This window comes from Pseudomonas sp. LBUM920 (assembly GCF_003852315.1).
Classification (GTDB): Bacteria; Pseudomonadota; Gammaproteobacteria; order Pseudomonadales; family Pseudomonadaceae; genus Aquipseudomonas.
In genome coordinates, this window is sequence record NZ_CP027762.1 from 3,953,704 (window position 1) to 3,976,101 (window position 22,398).

Consider the following 22,398-nt stretch of genomic DNA (forward strand, 5'->3'; position numbering starts at 1 on the left):
TTTTCAGCAAGTGCCTCAAAAAAACCGGCCATTCCGAGACTTCAGAATGGCCGGTTTTTTATGGCGCGTAATTTACATATGCGAAATCAACGCATCACCAAAGCCCGATGACGACACCAGCGTCGCGCCGTCCATCAAGCGCTCGAAGTCATAGGTCACGGTCTTGGCCGAAATCGCACCATTGGTGCCCTTGATGATCAAGTCGGCCGCTTCGGTCCAGCCCATATGGCGCAGCATCATTTCCGCCGACAGAATCAATGAGCCCGGGTTGACCTGGTCCTTGCCCGCATACTTGGGCGCCGTGCCGTGGGTGGCCTCGAACATCGCCACGGTATCGGAGAGGTTGGCCCCCGGCGCAATACCAATCCCCCCTACTTCCGCCGCCAGGGCATCGGAAAGGTAGTCACCGTTCAGGTTGAGGGTCGCGATCACGTCATATTCGGCCGGACGCAGCAAAATTTGCTGAAGCATCGCATCGGCGATGGCGTCCTTGACCACCACGTTCTTGCCGGTTTTCGGGTTTTTGAACTGCATCCACGGCCCGCCGTCGAGCAACGTCGCACCAAATTCTTCAGCGGCCACTTCGTAGGCCCACTCCTTGAAGGCGCCCTCGGTGAACTTCATGATGTTGCCTTTGTGCACGATGGTCAGCGAATCACGGTCGTTATCCACCACATATTGCAGGGCCTTACGCGCCAGACGTTTGGTGCCCTCTTTAGAGACCGGCTTGACGCCAATCCCGCAATCCTGGTCGAAGCGGATCTTGGTGACGCCCATTTCTTCCTTGAGAAACTTGATCACCTTGATCGCTTCCGGCGAGCCGGCCTTCCACTCGATGCCGGCGTAAATATCTTCGGAGTTCTCACGAAAGATCGTCATATCCACATCGCCAGGCTTCTTGACCGGGCTGGGCACCCCTTCAAACCAGCGCACCGGGCGCAGGCACACATACAGGTCGAGTTGTTGACGCAGGGCCACGTTCAACGAACGAATGCCACCGCCGACCGGCGTGGTCAGGGGCCCTTTGATGGACACCACGTAATCCTTGACCGCATCCAGGGTTTCCTGGGGCAGCCAGGTGTCCTGATCGTAGACTTGAGTGGCTTTCTCGCCGGCGTAAACCTCCATCCAGGAGATTTTGCGCTTGCCGCCGTAAGCCTTTTCAACAGCGGCGTCGACCACCTTGATCATCACTGGGCTGATGTCGACGCCAATACCGTCGCCTTCTATATAAGGGATGATCGGTTGGTCAGGAACATTGAGAGAATGGTCTGCATTGACGGTGATTTTGTCGCCGACTGCCGGAACCTGAATCTTCTTGTATCCCATGCTGAACTCCATCTATGGATTGAACATCTGGCTGCGTTCGAGCCTACTCCAGATATAGGGCGACTGAAACCTCACGCCACGCTCATTTGCATCGAAAACAGCATATTTGGTCGCCTACAAGCCTGAAAGCAAAGGCAAAATCGCCAATCTTGAGCACATCGTACGACGTTAGTAGCACCTGGCAACCTGCGACCTTTAGACCAATGGACGACGCACCTTTTGTATGAAGGCTCGGCGTAAGCATAGCGACCTATGTATAATGCCGCCGCTGACCCAAGAGTCACGACAGCTGACCGCTCTAGACAGTAGCCTTCAGCCAGAAAGCAGGACTATTACAATAGTCCACCCGCTTGACGCTCGACTGATGCAACCCAACATCACCGCGAAGAAACCTCGACATTTCGCTCATGGATGACTTTGAACGAACGCGCTCCACCCGGCGCATCTCGAGTTTCTGCGCACGCTTTCAGCAAAGAAGAGAGTTAATCCGAATATGCCCACCCGCTCGAAGATCATCTACACCTTCACCGACGAAGCCCCAGCCCTCGCCACCTATTCATTGCTGCCTATCGTAGAGGCCTTCACCGCTTCCGCTGATATTGCCGTGGAAACCCGCGACATTTCCCTCGCCGCGCGCATCCTCGCAAGCTTCCCCGAGCAACTGGGCACCAAGGCTATCCCGGACCACCTCGCCGAACTGGGCGACCTGGCCGTTACGCCTGAAGCCAACATCATCAAGCTGCCTAACATCAGCGCCTCGACCCCGCAGCTGCAAGCTGCGATCAAGGAGCTGCAGGCCCAGGGCTACGCCCTGCCGGACTACCCGGAAACCGTAACCACCGACGCGGAAAAAGAAACCCGTGCACGTTACGACAAGGTCAAGGGCAGCGCCGTGAACCCGGTACTGCGCGAAGGCAACTCTGACCGCCGCGCGCCGCTGTCGGTCAAGAACTACGCACGCAAGCACCCGCACAAAATGGGCGCCTGGGCTGCAGACTCCAAGTCGCACGTCGCTCACATGAGCAACGGCGACTTCTACGGCAGCGAAAAAGCCGTACAGATCGAAGCCGCTGACGCGGTGAAGATCGAGCTGGTTGCCAAAGACGGCACCGCCACCGTGCTGAAAGAAAAGACTTCGGTACAAGCCGGCGAAATCATTGATACCGCCGTGCTGAGCAAAAAAGCCCTGCGCGCGTTCATCGCCGCCGAAATCGAAGATGCCAAGAAACAAGGCGTGCTGCTGTCGGTTCACCTCAAAGCCACCATGATGAAGGTCTCCGACCCGATCATGTTCGGCCAGATCGTTGCCGAGTTCTACAAAGACGCCCTGACCAAGCACGCTGCCGTGCTGGAACAGATCGGCTTCAACCTGAACAACGGCATCGGCGACCTGTACGCTCGCATCAAGGCCCTGCCTGCCGAGCAACAGGCGCAGATCGAAGCTGACATTCAGGCGGTCTACGCCGCTCGCCCATCGCTGGCGATGGTCAACTCCGACAAAGGCATCACCAACCTGCACGTGCCGAGCGACGTCATCGTCGACGCCTCGATGCCGGCCATGATCCGTGACTCCGGCAAGATGTGGGGCACCGACGGCCAGTTGCACGACACCAAGGCGGTGATCCCGGATCGCTGCTACGCCACCATCTACCAAGCCGTCATCGAAGACTGCAAGGCCAATGGCGCTTTCGACCCAACCACCATGGGCAGCGTGCCAAACGTTGGCCTGATGGCGAAGAAAGCCGAAGAGTACGGCTCCCACGACAAGACTTTCCAGATCAAGGCTGACGGCGTTGTCCGCGTCAGCGACAGCAAGGGCAACCTGCTGATGGAACAGGCTGTTGAAGCCGGCGACATCTTCCGCATGTGCCAGACCAAAGACGCGCCGATCCAGGACTGGGTCAAACTGGCCGTCAACCGTGCCCGCGCCAGCAACACCCCGGCGATTTTCTGGCTGGACCCTAAGCGTGCTCACGACGGCGTGGTGGTCGAGAAAGTTCAGGCCTACCTGAAAGACCACAACACCGACGGCCTGGACATCCGCATCATGTCGCCTGTCGACGCGATGAAGTTCACCCTGGAGCGCACCCGCAAGGGCCTGGACACCATCTCGGTGACCGGCAACGTACTGCGCGACTACCTGACCGACCTGTTCCCGATCATGGAACTGGGCACCAGCGCCAAGATGCTGTCGATCGTGCCGCTGATGAACGGCGGTGGCCTGTTCGAAACCGGCGCCGGCGGTTCGGCTCCGAAACACGTGCAGCAGCTGGTTGAAGAGAACTTCCTGCGCTGGGATTCCCTGGGCGAGTTCCTGGCCCTGGCAGCGTCGCTTGAGCATTTGGGTGTCACTTACAACAACCCGAAAGCCCTGGTGCTGTCCAAGACCCTGGACCAGGCCACTGGCCAGTTCCTCGACAACAACAAGTCGCCATCGCGCAAAGTCGGCAACATCGACAACCGCGGCAGCCACTTCTACCTGGCGCTGTACTGGGCTCAAGCCCTGGCCGCCCAGACCGAAGACACTGCACTGCAAGCGCAGTTCGGCGAACTGGCCAAAACCCTGAGCGACAACGAGGCGACCATCGTTGCCGAGCTGAACGCCGTACAGGGCAAGCCAGTGGACATCGGCGGCTACTACTCGCCGAACCCAGAGCTGACCAGCAAAGCCATGCGCCCAAGCAACACCCTCAACGCGGCCATTGCCAAGTTGAAGTAAGGTTGTAAGGATGCAAAGAAGCCCCGGCCCCGTGCCGGGGTTTCTGTTTCTACCGTTCAACGCAAGAAACCGGATCACATGTGGGAGGGGGCTCGCCCCCGATAGCGATGGATCAGTCGAGCTATTGGTAACCGATACACCGTCATCGGGGGCAAGCCCCCCTCTTACACTGACCGCCATCGCGCCCAAACACCGCGTCATATCTTTAATCGAGGCCTCCCATGACCTGGCAACCCCACATCACCGTCGCCACCCTCGTCGAAGACAACGGCCGCTTCCTGATGGTCGAGGAACTCAAAGGCGGCCGCGCCGTGCTCAACCAGCCCGCCGGCCATCTGGACCCAAACGAAACCCTGACTGAAGCCGCCGTTCGCGAAACCCTCGAAGAAACCGGCTGGGACGTCGAGGCCACCGGCATTGTCGGGATCTACCTGTACACCGCGCCCAGCAATGGGGTGACCTACCAGCGCGTCTGCTTCACCGCCAAGGCGCTGAAACATCACCCGGACTATCAACTCGACGACGGCATCGTCCGCGCCCGCTGGCTGACCCGCGACGAGCTGATGGCCCTGCGCGACGACTGGCGCAGCGAGTTGATCATCCGTTGCATCGATGATTATTTGAGCGGCCAGCGCCACAGTCTGGAACTGATCCGCCCTTCTCTTTAGCCTTGCGGACGCGAGCCTGCTAGAATCGCGTCCTTTTTAAAGACACCCGTTGAAATCCTATGCGTGATCCAGCCCCTTCTGACACACAAAAGAAGCGCGTCATCGTCGGTATGTCCGGCGGCGTGGATTCTTCCGTTTCCGCCGTTCTGCTCATGGAGCAGGGTTATGAGGTGGAAGGCCTGTTCATGAAGAACTGGGAAGAAGACGATGGAACGGAATATTGCACCGCCATGGACGACCTCGCGGACGCCCAGGCCGTGTGCGACAAGATCGGCATCAAGTTGCACACCGCCAATTTCGCCGCCGAGTACTGGGACAACGTGTTCGAGCACTTCCTGGCCGAATACAAGGCCGGCCGCACGCCGAACCCGGACATCCTGTGCAACCGCGAAATCAAGTTCAAGGCGTTCCTCGACTACGCCATGATCCTTGGCGCCGACCTGATCGCTACTGGCCACTACGTGCGCCGTCGCGACGTGGATAACCGCACCGAACTGCTCAAAGGCCTGGACCCGAACAAGGACCAGAGTTACTTCCTGCACGCCGTCGGCGGCGAACAGATCGCCAAGACTCTGTTCCCGGTGGGCGAGCTGGAAAAACCCGAAGTGCGCAAGATCGCCGAGAAACACGGCCTGGCTACCGCCAAGAAAAAGGACTCCACCGGCATCTGCTTTATCGGCGAGCGCCGCTTCAGCGACTTCCTCAAGCAGTACCTGCCGGCACAACCGGGCGACATCAAAACCACCGAAGGTGATGTCATCGGCCGCCACCACGGCCTGATGTACCACACCATCGGCCAGCGCCAGGGCCTGGGCATCGGCGGCTTGAAAGACGCAGGTGAAGAACCGTGGTACGTGCTGGTCAAGGACCTGGAAAACAATGTGCTGATCGTTGGCCAGGGCAATGAACACCCGCTGCTGTTCTCGGGTGCGCTGCTGGCCTCGGAGATCTATTGGGTCAACCCGATCGACTTGAGCACGCCGCGCCGCCTGACCGCCAAGGTGCGCTATCGCCAGAGCGACCAGCCTTGCACCCTGGAAAAGACTGCCAGTGGCTATCGCGCCACGTTCGATGACCCGCAACGCGCGGTCACGCCTGGCCAGTCCGTGGTGTTTTATGACGGCGAAATTTGCCTGGGGGGCGGTGTGATTGAAGTTGCCGAACCCTGGAGCAACCCGGCATGAGCCCGACCCAGGAGCAATTGACTGCACTCGGCGGGGTTTTCCTCGCTGCGGTACTGGTCGACAAGATCGCCAAGACCGGCCAGGTCACCGAGGCAGGCCTGACCTGCATGCTTGGCAGCCTGCTGATCCGCGACCCCAAGGACACCCTGGAAGTCTATGGTGGCGACGACCTGGCGCTGCGCGAAGGCTATCGCGCGCTGATCGGCGCGCTGGAGCGCGACCCGAGCACCTTGCAGCGCGAACCCCTGCGCTACGCCCTGTCGATGCTCGGCCTTGAGCGCCAATTGGCCAAGCGTGACGACATGCTCGAGACCATCGGCAAGCGCCTGCCGCAGATCCAATCCCAAGTCGAGCACTTTGGCCCGGCCCACGAAAACGTGATCGCAGCCTGCGGTGCGCTGTACCAGGACACCTTGAGCACCTTGCGCCAACGCATCCAGGTGCACGGCGACATGCGTAACCTGCAGCAACCGAACAACGCCTCGAAAATCCGCGCCCTGCTCCTGGCCGGTATCCGTTCGGCACGGTTGTGGCGCCAGTTGGGTGGTCATCGCTGGCAGCTGGTGATCAGCCGACGCAAATTGCTCAAAGAGCTTTACCCGTTGATGCGCAACGAATAAGTCGCAGCAACCAGGATTTTTATCGCCTCACGCGTAATACGCCGGTCAGTTGGCAACGGACCGGCGGATTTTTTCATGTATGATACGCGCCCCATTTCGTTGCCCGACTGTCCGAGAACACCCCATGCAGCTTTCTTCGCTCACTGCGGTTTCCCCTGTTGACGGCCGCTACGCCGGCAAAACCCAGGCCCTGCGCCCTATTTTCAGCGAATACGGCTTGATCCGTGCTCGTGTTCTGGTTGAAGTGCGCTGGCTCCAGCGCCTGGCCGCTCACCCTGGCATCAGCGAAGTGCCGGCGTTCTCCGCCGAAGCCAACGCGGTGCTGAACGCCCTGGCGGAAAACTTCGCTCTGGAGCACGCCGAGCGTGTGAAAGAGATCGAGCGCACCACCAACCACGACGTTAAAGCCATCGAATACCTGCTTAAAGAGCAAGCGGCCAAGCTGCCGGAACTGGCCAAGGTCAGCGAGTTCATCCACTTTGCCTGCACCAGCGAGGACATCAACAACCTGTCCCACGCCCTGATGCTGCGCGAAGGCCGTGATGACGTGATGCTGCCGCTGATGCGCCAGACCGCCAACGCCATCCGCGAGCTGGCGATCCGTTTTGCCGACGTGCCGATGCTGTCGCGCACCCACGGTCAGCCGGCTTCGCCGACCACGCTGGGTAAAGAACTGGCCAACGTGGTGTACCGCCTGGAGCGTCAGATCGCTCAAGTCGCCGCCGTACCGCTGCTGGGCAAAATCAACGGCGCCGTGGGCAACTACAACGCCCACCTCTCTGCCTACCCGGAAATCGACTGGGAAGAAAATGCCCGCGCGTTCATCGAAGACGAGCTGGGCCTGGGCTTCAACCCGTACACCACGCAGATCGAACCGCACGACTATATCGCCGAACTGTTCGACGCGATTGCGCGCTTCAACACCATCCTGATCGACTTCGACCGCGATATCTGGGGCTACATCTCCCTGGGCTACTTCAAGCAGCGCACCATTGCCGGTGAAATCGGTTCCTCGACCATGCCGCACAAGGTCAACCCGATCGACTTCGAAAACTCCGAAGGCAACCTCGGCATCGCCAACGCCCTGTTCCAGCACCTGGCCAGCAAGTTGCCGATCTCCCGCTGGCAGCGCGACCTGACCGACTCCACCGTACTGCGCAACCTCGGCGTGGGCTTCGCCCACAGCGTGATCGCGTACGAAGCCAGCCTCAAGGGCATCAGCAAGCTTGAGCTCAACGAGCAGAAAATCGCCGCTGACCTGGACGCGTGCTGGGAAGTGTTGGCCGAGCCGATCCAGACGGTGATGCGTCGCTACAACATCGAAAACCCTTACGAGAAGCTCAAAGAATTGACGCGCGGCAAGGGCATCAGCCCCGAGGCGCTGCAAACTTTCATCGATGGCCTGGATATGCCAGCCGCCGCCAAGGCCGAGCTGAAACTGCTCACCCCGGCCAACTACATCGGCAACGCGGCGGCCCAAGCCAAGCGCATCTGATTCGCGCAAGGTCTCTTGAGACGCCCGGCCGCGCCGGGCGTTTTTATTCCTGTCTTAAAAGTGCTTTTTTTCAATAGGTTACACATGAATCCTGATATTCCTCTTCAACTTCTGGGCGGCATTACGGCACGCGAATTCCTGCGCGACTACTGGCAGAAAAAACCGTTGCTTATCCGTCAGGCCATCCCTGATTTCGAAAGCCCGATCGACGCCGACGAACTGGCCGGCTTAGCCCTGGAAGAAGAAGTTGAATCGCGCCTGGTGATCGAACACGGCGAGCGTCCGTGGGAACTGCGTCGCGGCCCATTCGCCGAAGACGCCTTCAGCACCCTGCCCGAGCGTGAGTGGACCCTGCTGGTGCAGGCCGTCGATCAGTTCGTGCCGGAAGTCGCCGAGTTGCTGGAGCACTTCCGCTTCCTGCCAAGCTGGCGTATCGACGATGTGATGATCAGCTTTGCCGCACCTGGCGGCAGCGTTGGCCCGCACTTCGATAACTACGACGTGTTCCTGCTGCAAGCCCAAGGCAAGCGCAACTGGAAAATCGGCCAGATGTGCAACTCCGAAAGCCCGCTGCTGCAGCATGCCGACCTGCGCATCCTCGCCGAGTTCGAACAAAGCGAAGAATGGGTGCTGGAACCGGGTGACATGCTCTACCTGCCGCCGCGCCTGGCGCACTTCGGTATCGCCGAAGATGACTGCATGACCTATTCGGTAGGCTTTCGCGCGCCAAGTGCCGCTGAAGTCCTGACCCACTTCACCGACTTCCTCAGCCAATACCTGACAGACGAGGAGCGTTACACCGACGCCGACGCTCAGCCGGCAAGCGACCCGCACCAGATCCAGGGTGACGCGCTGGACCGCCTGAAGAGCCTGCTGGCCGAGCACATGAGCGACGAACGCATGCTGCTGACCTGGTTTGGCCAGTTCATGACCGAGCCGCGCTACCCTGAACTGGTGGCGGGCGAAGAATTGGGCGAAGAGGACTTCGTCAACAGCCTGGAAGGCGGCGCGATCCTGGTGCGCAACCCAAGCGCGCGCATGGCGTGGTCGGAAGTCGATGACGATGTACTGCTGTTCGCCAGCGGCCAGAGCCGTTACCTGCCCGGCAAACTGCGCGAACTGTTGAAGCTGGTGTGCTCGGCCGACGCCCTGCACAGCGAAAACCTCGGCGAGTGGCTCGCGGACGAAGACGGTCGCGACCTGCTGTGCGAATTGGTCAAGCAAGGAAGCCTGGGATTTGCCGATGAATAAGATTCACGTAAGTGTCGCGGACTGGCAAAAGGATATCGCTGAGATACGGCGCATTCGTGAAGCGGTGTTTATCGCTGAACAATCGGTTCCACCGGAACTTGAGTGGGACGCGGACGACGCCGACGCCGTGCATTTTCTGGCGTTCGAAGGCGATTTTCCGATTGGCACTGCGCGCCTGCTGCCCAGCGGCGAGATCGGGCGCGTATCGGTGCTCAAGGACTGGCGCGGCCTGAAGGTTGGCGACAAGCTGATGGAAGCCGTGATTGGCATGGCCGAGAAGCGTGGCCAGACCAAACAGTTCCTCAGCGCGCAGGTGTATGCGGCGCCGTTTTATGAGCGGCTGGGGTTCAAGATTGTCAGCGATGAGTTTCTTGAAGTCGGGATTCCGCACGTGGACATGGTGCGCGAGGGCTGATCCAAAACCCAGTCGCTCCCTTCGCGAGCAAGCCCGCTCCCACACTTGACCAAGTAGATCCTTTGGAATGCGGTCGAATGTGGGAGCGGGCTTGCTCGCGAAGACAATTTCAGCAACACCCAAAAATGCCCTGCCATGCCAGGGCATTTTGCCGTCTACGATTCAACTTGCGACCCGCCAGGCCGACAAACTGGCACTATCACGCTAAATGACTCGCAGAGATAACGGACATGTCCCTACGCACCCTGCTCACCGCCCTCCTCCTGACCGCCAGCGTCTCAGCCGTGGCCGACACCGCAGTCGTCAACCTGAACAATCGCACCAGCGCCGACCTGCTGCCGGTGGCGCAGAACTTCATCGGCAAGGACGGCACCGTCAGCGCCTACGGCAACCAGCTCATCGTTAAAGCCGACCCTGGCAAGATCGAAGACCTGCGCGCGCTGCTCGCGCAGCTGGACACACCCGCCAAGCGCCTGCTGATTACCGTCGACACCAATGAAAACAACCAGCAAAACACCGGTGACAGCCAAACGCGCATCATCAGCTACGGCACTGCCAGTCGCGACGGCGGCATCCAGCAGATTCAGGCCAGTGAGGGCGTGCCCGCTTTGATCCAGGTTGGCCAGAGCGTACCGCTGACCACTACTGAGCCCGACGCCTACGGCCGCCCGCAAAACCAGACGCAGTATCGCAACGTCACCCAAGGCTTTTACGTCACCGCCAGCGTCACCGGCGAGACCGTGCACCTGGCCATCAGTACCAACCGTGACCGCATGAGCCAGGAACGTCCCGATGTAGTGAACGTTCAAAGTACCGACACAACTGTCAGCGGCAGGTTGGGCGAGTGGATCCCCCTGGCCGGCATCAACCGAGAGACCCAGGCCGACAAATCCTCTACAACCCGCAATTACTCTACTCAAGGCCGTGATGACCTGACTTTACGGGTCAAGGTCGACACCTTGAACTAAAGCACCAAAAACTGACTGATGAGTCGCCTTGGACTAAAGATGTAGTGCTTTAAAAAAAGCACTACAAAACATTTGACGATCCAAAAAAGCCTGTGCATGATGGCCTCGCTCCCGCTAATCAGGGGCCCTGGCAAGGGCCTTCGGATCGCCGCTCTAAGCTACCCACCTGAGCCGATTCGTGTCTGTACCGCCCACAAGGTGTGTTTGACGAGGTTGCGACTGGAACGAAGTTGTCCCGAGGGACGGAAGCTAACCAGGTAACCCGGCTACACACTGACGAATCGTACCAAGGCCCACGATGCCCGAAGACCGTTCACAGTTCGCCCTTACCTGCTCAATTCCCCCCTGAGCCACTCGTTCATCCCGTCGCCCTCCCCGCCAAACCCGGCTTGACCGCCAAGCTTCTGGTCAGCGAGCAGCCATCACCACGCACTGAGTACGTGGCTGGCAAATGGAATTTTCCACCTAGACCTATGCGACGAGGTTTTCCCCCATGGCACTGACACGCGAACAGCAAATTGCAGCCCTTGAAAAAGACTGGGCTGAAAACCCACGCTGGAAAGGCGTAACCCGCGCTTATTCCGCTGCTGACGTCGTCCGCCTGCGTGGCTCGGTTCAACCTGAGCACACCTTTGCAAAACTCGGCGCCGAGAAGCTGTGGAAGCTGGTCACCCAGGGTGCCAAGCCGTCCTTCCGTCCCGAAAAAGATTTCGTCAACTGCATGGGCGCCCTTACTGGCGGCCAGGCAGTCCAACAGGTGAAAGCCGGTATCCAGGCGATCTACCTGTCCGGCTGGCAAGTGGCAGCGGACAACAACTCCGCTGAATCCATGTACCCCGACCAATCGCTGTACCCGGTGGACTCGGTACCCACCGTGGTCAAGCGCATCAACAACTCGTTCCGCCGCGCCGACCAGATCCAGTGGAAAGCCGGTAAAGGCCCGGGCGATGAAGGCTACATCGATTACTTCGCCCCGATCGTGGCGGACGCTGAAGCCGGTTTCGGCGGCGTACTCAACGCCTACGAGCTGATGAAGAGCATGATCGAGGCTGGCGCTGCGGGCGTGCACTTCGAAGACCAGTTGGCATCTGTGAAGAAATGCGGCCACATGGGCGGCAAGGTATTGGTTCCGACTCAGGAAGCCGTACAAAAGCTGACTGCTGCTCGTTTGGCTGCTGACGTTGCTGGCACCCCGACCATCATCCTGGCCCGTACCGACGCTAACGCCGCCGACCTGCTGACGTCCGATTGCGACCCGTACGACCAGCCATTCGTAACCGGCGAACGGACTCAGGAAGGCTTCTATAAAGTGCGCGCCGGTCTCGACCAGGCGATCGCCCGTGGCCTGGCCTACGCGCCGTACGCCGACCTGATCTGGTGCGAAACCGCCAAGCCGGACCTGGACGAAGCTCGCCGCTTTGCCGAAGCGATCAAGAAGGAATACCCGGACCAACTGCTGTCCTACAACTGCTCGCCTTCTTTCAACTGGAAGAAGAACCTGGACGACGCGACCATCGCCAAGTTCCAGCGCGAGCTGTCCGCCATGGGTTACAAGCACCAGTTCATCACCCTGGCCGGCATTCACAACATGTGGCACAGCATGTTCAACCTGGCGCACGACTACGCCCGCAACGACATGACCGCCTACGTGAAGCTGCAGGAACAGGAATTCGCTGACGCCGCCAAGGGCTACACCTTTGTGGCGCACCAGCAGGAAGTGGGCACCGGCTACTTCGACGACATGACCACCGTGATTCAGGGCGGCACCTCGTCCGTGACCGCGTTGACCGGCTCGACAGAAGAAGAGCAGTTCCACTAAGTAGCGAGTACACGGCCACTGCGGCCTCATGGAAGACCTAACCGCATTGCCGCACGATCTGACGCCCCGACTGGTTCGGGGCGTTTTTTTTGCGTCTCTGAAATGGGTGTATATCCGTTATTTGGGTGATGACCTCTATTGGTTCCGCTCTTACAGCGGCTCACTTTTGAACAGCGCAAAAGTAAGCAAAACGCCCTTGCCCCACCACTCGGCACCTCGCCTAGGCTCGGTGTGCCCTCACTCCGGCCAGCGTGGTTTAACGGGGCGCCTAAGATCAAGATCAAGATCAAGATCAACAGCAAGAGCACAGCGGCCTCCCGGCCGGCTTGAGTGTTGAAGAGCAAAATCAAATCTAAAGCGGGCACGGTCCAAATGTGGGAGCTGGCTTGCCTGCGATGGCATCAACTGGGTGTACCTGATGTACCGAGTTGTCTGCATCGCAGGCAAGCCAGCTCCCACAGAAAAGCAGCTTTGCTTTCGCTCTGGCTTTTGATCTGGCTTCTAACACTCAAGCCGGCCGGGAGGCCGCTGTGCTCTTGCTTTTGATCTTGATCTGACTGCCCCAATAAGCCCGAGGCCGAACGCAGGTATTGCGGAGCGGGTATTGCGGAGCGGCTAAACCGGCAGGACGCCGGTTTAGCCGCGCCGGGCCATGGATGGCCCGTCGCGGCGGCCCGCGGAGCAATGCCGGAGTGAGGGAACGCCGAGCCTAAGCGAGGCGCCGACAGGCGGGGCAGAGCCCTTTGCTTACTTTGGGGCTTTTCCAAAGTGAGCCGCTGTAAGAGCGGAACCATAAGCCGCCGTTACCGCAGCAACGGATATGTACACAGCCCCCCACAACCAAATTTCGACCAAAACATTGATCCAGAGCGGTATCCGCGCCCGCAAAGTCAGTTAAAAGATCCGCTTTACCAACTAACACCACCCGCACAAGTAACAGCAACTTCCTCCGCTGAACCCCGAACAGCTGTTTAAAACCCCCGCAAACAACATTCATTATCATTTAGAGCATGAAAACTTCTTTACAGCTTAAACAAAACATAATTGGTGAAATGCCCGCTAATGCCCGCCCCACAAGGGCTACAGCCCCAAGAAGGTGCACTATGTGCTTATTCCATCGAATAATTTCGCTATCGGAATTTTACTTGCCCGGTGTTTAGCCATAAAATCACCGCGATTGATTGCAGTGCGACATATCGTCACTGCATCGTTACTTTTTCGAGCTCAGAGACCTTTGCTCTCTGTTAAGGATTTCCAGCATGACCGAAGCGACAGGACTCATGGCCCACAACTGGGGCTTTGCCATTTTCCTCCTCGGTGTTGTCGGCCTTTGCGCCTTCATGCTTGGTGTCTCCAGCCTCCTCGGGTCAAAAGCCTGGGGCCGCAGCAAAAATGAACCGTTCGAGTCCGGCATGCTGCCTACAGGTGGCGCCCGCTTGCGGCTCTCAGCCAAATTCTATCTGGTCGCGATGCTGTTCGTGATCTTCGATATCGAAGCCCTCTTTCTCTTTGCCTGGTCTGTGTCCGTCCGCGAAAGCGGCTGGACCGGATTCGTCGAAGCCCTCGTTTTCATAGCAATTCTGTTGGCAGGCCTTGTCTACCTATTTCGAGTGGGCGCCCTTGACTGGGCTCCGGAAGCTCGTCGCAAGCGGCAAGCGAAGCTGAAACAATGAGGCTTTGGCGATGCAATACAATCTCACCAGGATCGACCCGGATGCTCCTAACGAGCAGTACCCAATCGGCGAACGCGAAACCGTTTCCGACCCGTTAGAAGACCAAGTCCACAAAAACATCTACATGGGCAAGCTCGAAGACGTGCTGAGTGGCGCGGTCAACTGGGGACGTAAGAACTCCCTGTGGCCGTACAACTTCGGCCTTTCGTGCTGCTACGTGGAAATGACCACCGCCTTCACGGCGCCCCACGACATCGCGCGCTTTGGCGCCGAAGTTATCCGGGCATCACCGCGCCAGGCGGATTTCATGGTTATCGCCGGAACCTGCTTTATCAAGATGGCGCCGATCATTCAGCGTCTCTACGAGCAAATGCTCGAGCCAAAGTGGGTTATCTCCATGGGTTCGTGCGCCAACTCCGGTGGCATGTACGACATCTACTCCGTCGTTCAAGGGGTGGACAAGTTCCTGCCCGTGGACGTCTACGTGCCTGGCTGCCCGCCCCGCCCTGAAGCATTTCTGCAAGGCTTGATGCTGTTGCAGGAATCGATTGGCAAGGAGCGTCGCCCACTTTCCTGGGTCGTCGGCGATCAAGGCGTATACCGCGCCGAGATGCCTTCGCAAAAGGAACAGCGCCGCGAACAGCGAATCGCAGTCACCAACCTGCGCAGCCCTGACGAAGTCTGATCCAGCACCGCTTCTTTTATAGAACGAAACCCTGGCTTCATTCTTTACGTTGACCGAAAGCGATAAAAAACCATGACTACAGGCAGTGCTCGACGCATCCCGCCTTATAAGGCAGACGACCAGGATGTGGTCGTCGAACTCAATAACCGTTTTGGCCCTGACGCCTTTACCGCCCAGGCCACACGCACCGGTATGCCGGTGCTGTGGGTGGCGCGCGCCAAGCTCGTCGAAGTCCTGACCTTCCTGCGCAACCTGCCCAAGCCATACGTCATGCTCTATGACTTGCATGGTGTGGACGAGCGTCTGCGCACCAAGCGCCAGGGGCTGCCGAGCGGCGCCGATTTCACCGTGTTCTATCACCTGATGTCGCTGGAGCGTAACAGCGACGTGATGATCAAGGTCGCGCTGTCAGAAAGCGACCTGAGCGTTCCGACCATCACCGGCATCTGGCCGAACGCCAGCTGGTATGAGCGCGAAGTCTGGGACATGTTCGGCATCGACTTCCCGGGCCACCCGCACTTGACGCGCATCATGATGCCGCCTACCTGGGAAGGTCACCCGCTGCGCAAGGACTACCCTGCGCGCGCCACCGAATTCGATCCGTTCAGCCTGACGCTCGCCAAGCAACAGCTTGAAGAAGAGGCCGCACGCTTCCGTCCGGAAGACTGGGGCATGAAACGCTCCGGCACCAACGAGGACTACATGTTCCTCAACCTGGGCCCGAACCACCCTTCGGCGCACGGTGCCTTCCGTATCATCCTGCAACTGGACGGCGAAGAAATCGTCGACTGCGTGCCGGACATCGGCTACCACCACCGTGGTGCCGAGAAGATGGCCGAGCGCCAGTCCTGGCACAGCTTCATTCCGTACACCGACCGTATCGACTACCTCGGCGGCGTGATGAACAACCTGCCGTACGTGCTCTCGGTCGAGAAGCTGGCCGGCATCAAAGTGCCGGACCGCGTCGACACCATCCGCATCATGATGGCCGAGTTCTTCCGGATCACCAGCCACCTGCTGTTCCTGGGTACCTACATCCAGGACGTTGGCGCCATGACCCCGGTGTTCTTCACCTTCACCGACCGTCAGCGCGCCTACAAGGTGATCGAAGCCATCACCGGTTTCCGTCTGCACCCGGCCTGGTACCGCATCGGCGGTGTGGCGCACGACCTGCCAAACGGCTGGGAGCGCCTGGTCAAGGAATTCATCGACTGGATGCCCAAGCGTCTGGACGAGTACCAAAAGGCTGCGCTGGACAACAGCATCCTCAAAGGCCGCACCATCGGCGTGGCGCAATACAACACCAAAGAAGCCCTGGAATGGGGCGTCACCGGTGCTGGCCTGCGCTCGACGGGTTGCGACTTCGACCTGCGTAAAGCACGCCCGTACTCCGGCTACGAGAACTTCGAATTCGAAGTGCCGCTGGCGGCCAACGGCGATGCCTACGACCGCTGCATCGTGCGCGTCGAAGAAATGCGCCAGAGCCTGAAGATCATCGAGCAGTGCATGCGCAACATGCCGGCAGGTCCGTACAAGGCGGATCACCCGCTGACCACGCCGCCGCCGAAAGAACGCACGCTGCAGCACATCGAAACCCTGATCACGCACTTCCTGCAAGTTTCGTGGGGCCCGGTCATGCCGGCCAACGAATCCTTCCAGATGATTGAAGCGACCAAGGGTATCAACAGTTATTACCTGACGAGCGATGGCGGCACCATGAGCTACCGCACCCGGATTCGTACCCCAAGCTTTGCGCACTTGCAGCAGATCCCTTCGGTGATCAAAGGCGAGATGGTCGCGGACTTGATTGCGTACCTGGGTAGTATCGATTTCGTTATGGCCGACGTGGACCGCTAAGCATGAACAGCACGCTTATCCAGACAGACCGTTTCACCTTGAGTGAAACCGAGCGCTCGGCCATCGAGCACGAGCTGCATCACTACGAAGACCCGCGCGCGGCGTCGATCGAAGCCTTGAAGATCGTCCAGAAGGAGCGTGGCTGGGTGCCCGACGGCGCCCTCTACGCGATCGGCGAAATCCTCGGCATCCCGGCCAGCGACGTTGAAGGTGTGGCCACGTTCTACAGCCAGATCTTCCGTCAGCCGGTGGGCCGCCACATCATTCGCGTGTGCGACAGCATGGTCTGCTACATCGGTGGCCACGAGTCCGTGGTCAGCGAGATCCAGAACAAGCTGGGCATCGGCCTGGGCCAGACCACTGCGGACGGGCGCTTCACGCTGCTGCCGGTGTGCTGCCTGGGCAACTGCGACAAGGCGCCGGCGTTGATGATCGACGACGACACATTCGGTGACGTGCAGCCTGCTGGCGTGACCCAATTGCTTGAGGGCTACCCATGACCCTTACATCTTTCGGCCCGGCCAACCTGATCAAGCGTTCGGCCGAGACTCACCCGCTGACCTGGCGCCTGCGTGACGACGGCGAGCCGGTATGGCTCGACGAGTACCAGGCCAAGAACGGTTACGCGGCTGCGCGCAAAGCCTTCGCCGACATGGCTCAGGACGACATCGTCCAGACCGTGAAAGACGCCGGCCTTAAAGGTCGCGGCGGTGCAGGCTTCCCCACGGGCGTGAAGTGGGGCCTGATGCCCAAAGACGAATCCATCAACATCCGCTACCTGCTGTGCAACGCGGATGAAATGGAGCCCAACACCTGGAAAGACCGCATGCTGATGGAGCAACTGCCCCATCTGCTGATCGAAGGCATGCTGATCAGCGCCCGTGCGCTGAAAACCTACCGTGGCTACATCTTCCTGCGTGGCGAATACACCACCGCCGCCAAGCACCTCACCCGTGCCGTGGAAGAAGCCAAGGCAGCTGGCCTTCTGGGCAAGAACATCTTGGGTTCCGGTTTTGACTTCGAACTGTTCGTGCACACCGGCGCCGGGCGTTACATCTGCGGTGAAGAAACCGCACTGATCAACTCCCTCGAAGGCCGCCGCGCCAACCCGCGCTCCAAGCCGCCCTTCCCTGCCGCCGTAGGCGTGTGGGGCAAGCCAACCTGCGTAAACAACGTGGAAACCCTGTGCAACGTGCCGGCGATCATCGCCGACGGCGTGGACTGGTACAAATCGTTGGCCCGCGAAGGCAGCGAAGACATGGGCACCAAGCTCATGGGCTTCTCCGGCAAGGTCAAGAACCCTGGCCTGTGGGAGCTGCCATTCGGCGTGACCGCGCGCGAGCTGTTCGAGGACTACGCCGGCGGCATGCGCGACGGCTACACCTTGAAAGCCTGGCAGCCAGGCGGCGCCGGCACCGGCTTCCTGCTCCCTGAGCACCTGGACGCACAAATGTATGCCGGCGGCATCGGCAAGGTCGGCACCCGGATGGGTACGGGCCTGGCGATGGCGGTGGACAACACCGTGAACATGGTCTCGCTGCTGCGCAACATGGAACAGTTCTTCTCCCGCGAATCCTGTGGTTTCTGCACCCCGTGCCGTGACGGTTTGCCCTGGAGCGTGAAGCTCTTGATGGCGATCGAGAAAGGCGAAGGCCAGCCAGGCGACATCGAGACCCTGCTGGGTCTGGTCGGCTTCCTCGGCCCAGGCAAGACCTTCTGTGCTCACGCACCGGGCGCCGTGGAACCACTGGGCAGCGCAATCAAATACTTCCGCTCTGAATTCGAGGCTGGCATCGCACCTGCGCGCGCCGGCGATCTGAATCAGGTGGTCACACCGACCATGGTTGGTGCGTAACGCTTAAAAAGGCGAAGGGCCCGTGCGCTTCGCCTTCTCATGTGCTGACGCCTTTAAGGCTGTGTAGGTGCACATGAATAACAAGATTCCATTAGCCACGCCCGCTGACAACGGGCCAACGAAGAACTTTGAACCATGGCCACTATCCACGTAGACGGCAAAGCGCTCGAAGTCGATGGGGCAGACAACCTGTTACAGGCATGTCTCTCACTAGGCCTCGACATCCCTTATTTCTGCTGGCACCCAGCCCTTGGTAGCGTTGGTGCCTGTCGCCAGTGCGCGGTCAAGCAGTACACCGACGAGAACGACACCCGTGGTCGTATCGTCATGTCCTGCATGACGCCAGCCACCGACAACACCTGGATCTCCATCGAAGATGAAGAATCCAAGGCGTTCCGCGCCAGCGTTGTCGAATGGCTGATGACCAACCACCCCCACGACTGCCCGGTCTGTGAGGAAGGCGGTCACTGCCACCTGCAAGACATGACGGTGATGACCGGCCACAACGAGCGCCGTTATCGCTTCACCAAGCGTACCCACCAGAACCAGGACCTCGGCCCGTTCATTTCCCACGAAATGAACCGCTGCATCGCCTGCTACCGTTGCGTGCGCTTCTATAAAGACTACGCCGGCGGCACCGACCTGGGCGTATTCGGCGCCCACGACAACGTGTACTTCGGTCGCGTTGAAGACGGCGTGCTCGAAAGCGAGTTCTCCGGCAACCTCACCGAGGTCTGCCCGACCGGTGTGTTCACCGACAAGACTCACTCCGAGCGCTACAACCGCAAGTGGGACATGCAGTTCTCGCCGAGCATCTGCCATGGCTGCTCCAGCGGTTGCAACATTTCCCCGGGCGAGCGTTACGGCGAACTGCGTCGCATCGAAAACCGCTTCAACGGTTCGGTCAACCAGTACTTCCTGTGCGACCGTGGCCGTTTCGGCTATGGCTACGTCAACCGCGAAGACCGCCCACGTCAGCCACTGCTGGCCGATGGCGCCAAGCTGAGCCTGGACGACGCGCTGGATAAAGCCGCCGACCTGCTGCGTGGCCGCAACATCGTCGGTATCGGTTCGCCCCGCGCCAGCCTCGAAAGCAATTACGCGTTGCGCGAGCTGGTCGGCGCCGAGCACTTCTACTGCGGTATCGAAGCCGCTGAGCTGGAGCGCATCCGCCTGGTCCTGCAAGTGCTGAACGACAGCCCGCTGCCGGTTCCGAACATGCGTGACATCGAAGACCACGACGCGATCTTCGTGCTTGGTGAAGACCTGACCCAGACCGCCGCGCGTATCGCGCTGTCGCTGCGCCAGTCGGTCAAAGGCAAGGCCGAAGACATGGCCGATGCCATGCGCGTTCAGCCCTGGCTCGACGCTGCGGTGAAAAACATCGGTCAGCACGCGCTGAACCCACTGTTTATCGCCAGCCTGGCTGAAACCAAGCTCGACGACATCGCCGAAGAATGCGTCCACGCCGCACCGGACGACCTGGCCCGCATCGGTTTCGCCGTGGCTCACGCCCTCGACGCCAGCGCGCCTGCCGTCGAAGGCCTGGACACCGAAGCCGGTGAACTGGCCCAGCGTATCGCTGACGCCCTGCTGGCCGCCAAGCGTCCATTGATCATTGCCGGCACCTCGCTGGGTTCCAAAGCACTGATCGAAGCGGCTGCCAACATCGCCAAAGCCTTGAAGCTGCGCGACAAGAACGGTTCCATCAGCCTGGTCGTGCCGGAAGCCAACAGCCTCGGCCTGGCCATGCTCGGCGGTGAATCCCTTGACGCCGCGCTGCAAGCCGTGACCGACGGCAAAGCCGACGCCATCGTGGTACTGGAAAACGACCTGTACACCCGCACGGATTCGGCCAAGGTCGACGCCGCGCTGGATGCGGCCAAAGTGCTGATCGTTGCCGACCACCAGAAGACCGCCACCAGCGATCGCGCCGACCTGGTACTGCCAGCCGCCACCTTCGCCGAAGGCGACGGTACGCTGGTCAGCCAGGAAGGCCGCGCCCAGCGCTTCTTCCAGGTGTTCGATCCGAAGTACATGGACGCCAGCATCCTGGTTCACGAAGGCTGGCGCTGGCTGCATGCCCTGCGCGCGACCCTGCTGAACCAGCCGATCGACTGGACCCAGCTCGACCACGTCACCGCAGCGGCCGCCGCAAGCGCCCCGCAGCTGGCACGTATCGTTGATGCTGCACCGTCTGCCTCGTTCCGCATCAAGGGCTTGAAACTGGCCCGTGAACCGCTGCGTTACTCCGGCCGTACCGCCATGCGCGCCGACATCAGCGTGCACGAACCGCGTACCCCGCAAGACCCCGACACCGCGTTCGCCTTCTCCATGGAAGGTTACTCGGGTTCGGTCGAGCCACGTCAGCAGGTGCCGTTTGCCTGGTCGCCGGGCTGGAACTCGCCACAGGCCTGGAACAAGTTCCAGGACGAAGTCGGTGGTCACATCCGCGCAGGCGACCCGGGCACACGCCTGATCGAAAGCACCGGTGATTCGCTGAACTGGTTCGCTGCCGTACCGCGTCCGTTCAACCCGGCCCAGGGCACCTGGCAGGTTGTGCCGTTCTTCCACCTGTTCGGCAGCGAAGAGACCTCTTCCAAAGCCGCGCCGGTTCAAGAGCGCATCCCGGCCGCCTACGTGTCCGTGGCCAAGTCCGAAGCCGACCGCCTGGGCGTCAACGACGGTGCCCTGCTCAGCCTGAACGTCGACGGCAAGACTCTGCGTCTGCCGCTGCGCATCAATGACGAATTGGGCGCGGGTCTGGTTGCACTGCCAAAAGGCCTCGCCGGTATTCCGCCTGCGATCTTTGGCAAAACCGTTGACGGTCTGCAGGAGGCAGCGCAATGACCTGGTTCACCCCTGAAGTGATCGACGTGATCATCTCGGTCGTCAAGGCCATCGTGATCCTGTTGGCCGTGGTCGTTGCGGGCGCCCTGCTCAGCTTCGTCGAACGTCGCCTGCTGGGCTGGTGGCAGGACCGTTACGGTCCTAACCGCGTCGGCCCATTCGGCATGTTCCAGATCGCTGCCGACATGCTCAAAATGTTCTTCAAGGAAGACTGGACCCCGCCGTTTGCCGACAAGGTGATCTTCACCCTGGCACCGGTCGTGGCCATGAGCGCCTTGCTGATCGCCTTCGCCGTTATCCCGATCACCCCGACCTGGGGCGTGGCGGACCTGAACATCGGCTTGCTGTTCTTCTTCGCCATGGCCGGTCTGTCGGTCTACGCGGTGCTGTTCGCCGGTTGGTCGAGCAACAACAAGTTCGCCCTGCTGGGCAGCTTGCGGGCTTCGGCACAGACCGTGTCCTACGAAGTGTTCATGGGCCTGGCGCTGATGGGCATCGTGGTGCAGGTCGGCTCGTTCAACATGCGCGACATCGTCGAGTACCAGGCGCAGAACCTGTGGTTCATCATTCCGCAGTTCTTTGGCTTCTGTACCTTCTTCATCGCTGGCGTCGCCGTGACTCACCGTCACCCGTTCGACCAGCCGGAAGCGGAACAGGAACTGGCCGACGGTTACCACATTGAATACGCCGGCATGAAGTGGGGCATGTTCTTCGTCGGTGAATACATCGGCATCATCTTGATCTCGGCATTGCTGGTCACGCTGTTCTTCGGCGGCTGGCACGGCCCGTTCAACATCCTGCCGCAACTGGCGTTCTTCTGGTTCTTCTTGAAGACGGCGTTCTTCATCATGCTGTTCATCCTGCTGCGCGCTTCTATTCCGCGCCCACGCTATGACCAGGTGATGGATTTCAGCTGGAGATTCTGCCTGCCGCTGACCCTGATCAATTTGCTGGTGACGGCTGCTGTTGTGTTGTTGAACACGCCAGCCGGCGCGGTTCAGTGAGGATTT

At 60.0% G+C, this 22,398-nt stretch carries 17 protein-coding genes; 16 read left to right on the forward strand and 1 reads right to left on the reverse strand.

Features of this window, described 5'->3' with window-relative positions; translation table 11 throughout:
* Positions 1 to 72: 72 nt before the first annotated feature.
* Positions 73 to 1,329, reverse strand: coding sequence for an NADP-dependent isocitrate dehydrogenase (icd, locus tag C4J83_RS18330; RefSeq protein WP_028616796.1), 1,257 nt, complete (start codon positions 1,327 to 1,329; stop codon positions 73 to 75).
* A 493-nt stretch (positions 1,330 to 1,822) separates the two neighbouring features.
* Between icd and C4J83_RS18335 the strand changes: the two genes are divergently transcribed.
* The 16 genes from C4J83_RS18335 to nuoH all read left to right on the forward strand — a co-directional run bounded on the left by C4J83_RS18335 (position 1,823) and on the right by nuoH (position 22,392).
* Positions 1,823 to 4,048 (forward strand): NADP-dependent isocitrate dehydrogenase, encoded by a 2,226-nt coding sequence (locus C4J83_RS18335; protein WP_124417847.1) that lies wholly within the window; start codon positions 1,823 to 1,825, stop codon positions 4,046 to 4,048.
* Positions 4,049 to 4,269: 221 nt separating this feature from the next.
* Positions 4,270 to 4,716, forward strand: a complete 447-nt coding sequence (locus tag C4J83_RS18340; RefSeq protein WP_124417848.1) for an NUDIX hydrolase — start codon at positions 4,270 to 4,272, stop codon at positions 4,714 to 4,716.
* 59 nt (positions 4,717 to 4,775) lie between these two features.
* Entirely contained in the window at positions 4,776 to 5,900 is a 1,125-nt protein-coding gene (mnmA, locus tag C4J83_RS18345; protein ID WP_124417849.1) for a tRNA 2-thiouridine(34) synthase MnmA, read from the forward strand.
* Complete coding sequence (gene hflD / locus C4J83_RS18350) at positions 5,897 to 6,520, forward strand: high frequency lysogenization protein HflD (RefSeq protein ID WP_046068637.1); 624 nt, start codon at positions 5,897 to 5,899, stop codon at positions 6,518 to 6,520. Before mnmA ends, hflD begins: the two co-directional genes overlap by 4 nt.
* Positions 6,521 to 6,644: 124 nt before the next feature.
* Complete coding sequence (gene purB / locus C4J83_RS18355) at positions 6,645 to 8,015, forward strand: adenylosuccinate lyase (protein WP_124417850.1); 1,371 nt, start codon at positions 6,645 to 6,647, stop codon at positions 8,013 to 8,015.
* Positions 8,016 to 8,099: 84 nt separating this feature from the next.
* Positions 8,100 to 9,266 carry a ribosomal protein uL16 3-hydroxylase gene (locus tag C4J83_RS18360; protein ID WP_124417851.1) on the forward strand — a complete coding sequence of 389 codons (1,167 nt, stop codon included), beginning with the start codon at positions 8,100 to 8,102 and terminating at the stop codon, positions 9,264 to 9,266.
* Complete coding sequence (locus C4J83_RS18365) at positions 9,259 to 9,681, forward strand: GNAT family N-acetyltransferase (RefSeq protein WP_124417852.1); 423 nt, start codon at positions 9,259 to 9,261, stop codon at positions 9,679 to 9,681. The genes C4J83_RS18360 and C4J83_RS18365 overlap by 8 nt, the downstream gene beginning before the upstream one ends.
* Before the next feature lie 230 nt (positions 9,682 to 9,911).
* On the forward strand, positions 9,912 to 10,649 hold the full coding sequence (locus tag C4J83_RS18370; RefSeq protein ID WP_124417853.1) for a secretin N-terminal domain-containing protein: 738 nt from the start codon (positions 9,912 to 9,914) through the stop codon (positions 10,647 to 10,649).
* Positions 10,650 to 11,142: 493 nt separating this feature from the next.
* Entirely contained in the window at positions 11,143 to 12,468 is a 1,326-nt protein-coding gene (aceA, locus tag C4J83_RS18375) for an isocitrate lyase (protein WP_003219577.1), read from the forward strand.
* Positions 12,469 to 13,727: 1,259 nt separating this feature from the next.
* On the forward strand, positions 13,728 to 14,141 hold the full coding sequence (locus tag C4J83_RS18385) for an NADH-quinone oxidoreductase subunit A (RefSeq protein ID WP_003219575.1): 414 nt from the start codon (positions 13,728 to 13,730) through the stop codon (positions 14,139 to 14,141).
* Positions 14,142 to 14,151: 10 nt separating this feature from the next.
* The gene (locus tag C4J83_RS18390; RefSeq protein ID WP_003174719.1) at positions 14,152 to 14,826 is read left to right on the forward strand and encodes a NuoB/complex I 20 kDa subunit family protein; all 675 of its coding nucleotides are present in this window, start codon (positions 14,152 to 14,154) and stop codon (positions 14,824 to 14,826) included.
* Positions 14,827 to 14,898: 72 nt separating this feature from the next.
* Entirely contained in the window at positions 14,899 to 16,683 is a 1,785-nt protein-coding gene (nuoC, locus tag C4J83_RS18395; RefSeq protein ID WP_124417854.1) for an NADH-quinone oxidoreductase subunit C/D, read from the forward strand.
* Between the two features lie 2 nt (positions 16,684 to 16,685).
* Entirely contained in the window at positions 16,686 to 17,183 is a 498-nt protein-coding gene (nuoE, locus tag C4J83_RS18400; RefSeq protein ID WP_056861694.1) for an NADH-quinone oxidoreductase subunit NuoE, read from the forward strand.
* Entirely contained in the window at positions 17,180 to 18,538 is a 1,359-nt protein-coding gene (nuoF, locus tag C4J83_RS18405) for an NADH-quinone oxidoreductase subunit NuoF (protein ID WP_106579872.1), read from the forward strand. Before nuoE ends, nuoF begins: the two co-directional genes overlap by 4 nt.
* Positions 18,539 to 18,673: 135 nt before the next feature.
* Positions 18,674 to 21,388, forward strand: coding sequence for an NADH-quinone oxidoreductase subunit NuoG (nuoG, locus tag C4J83_RS18410; RefSeq protein WP_124417855.1), 2,715 nt, complete (start codon positions 18,674 to 18,676; stop codon positions 21,386 to 21,388).
* On the forward strand, positions 21,385 to 22,392 hold the full coding sequence (nuoH, locus tag C4J83_RS18415; protein WP_053256843.1) for an NADH-quinone oxidoreductase subunit NuoH: 1,008 nt from the start codon (positions 21,385 to 21,387) through the stop codon (positions 22,390 to 22,392). Before nuoG ends, nuoH begins: the two co-directional genes overlap by 4 nt.
* The last annotated feature ends 6 nt before the right edge of the window (positions 22,393 to 22,398 follow it).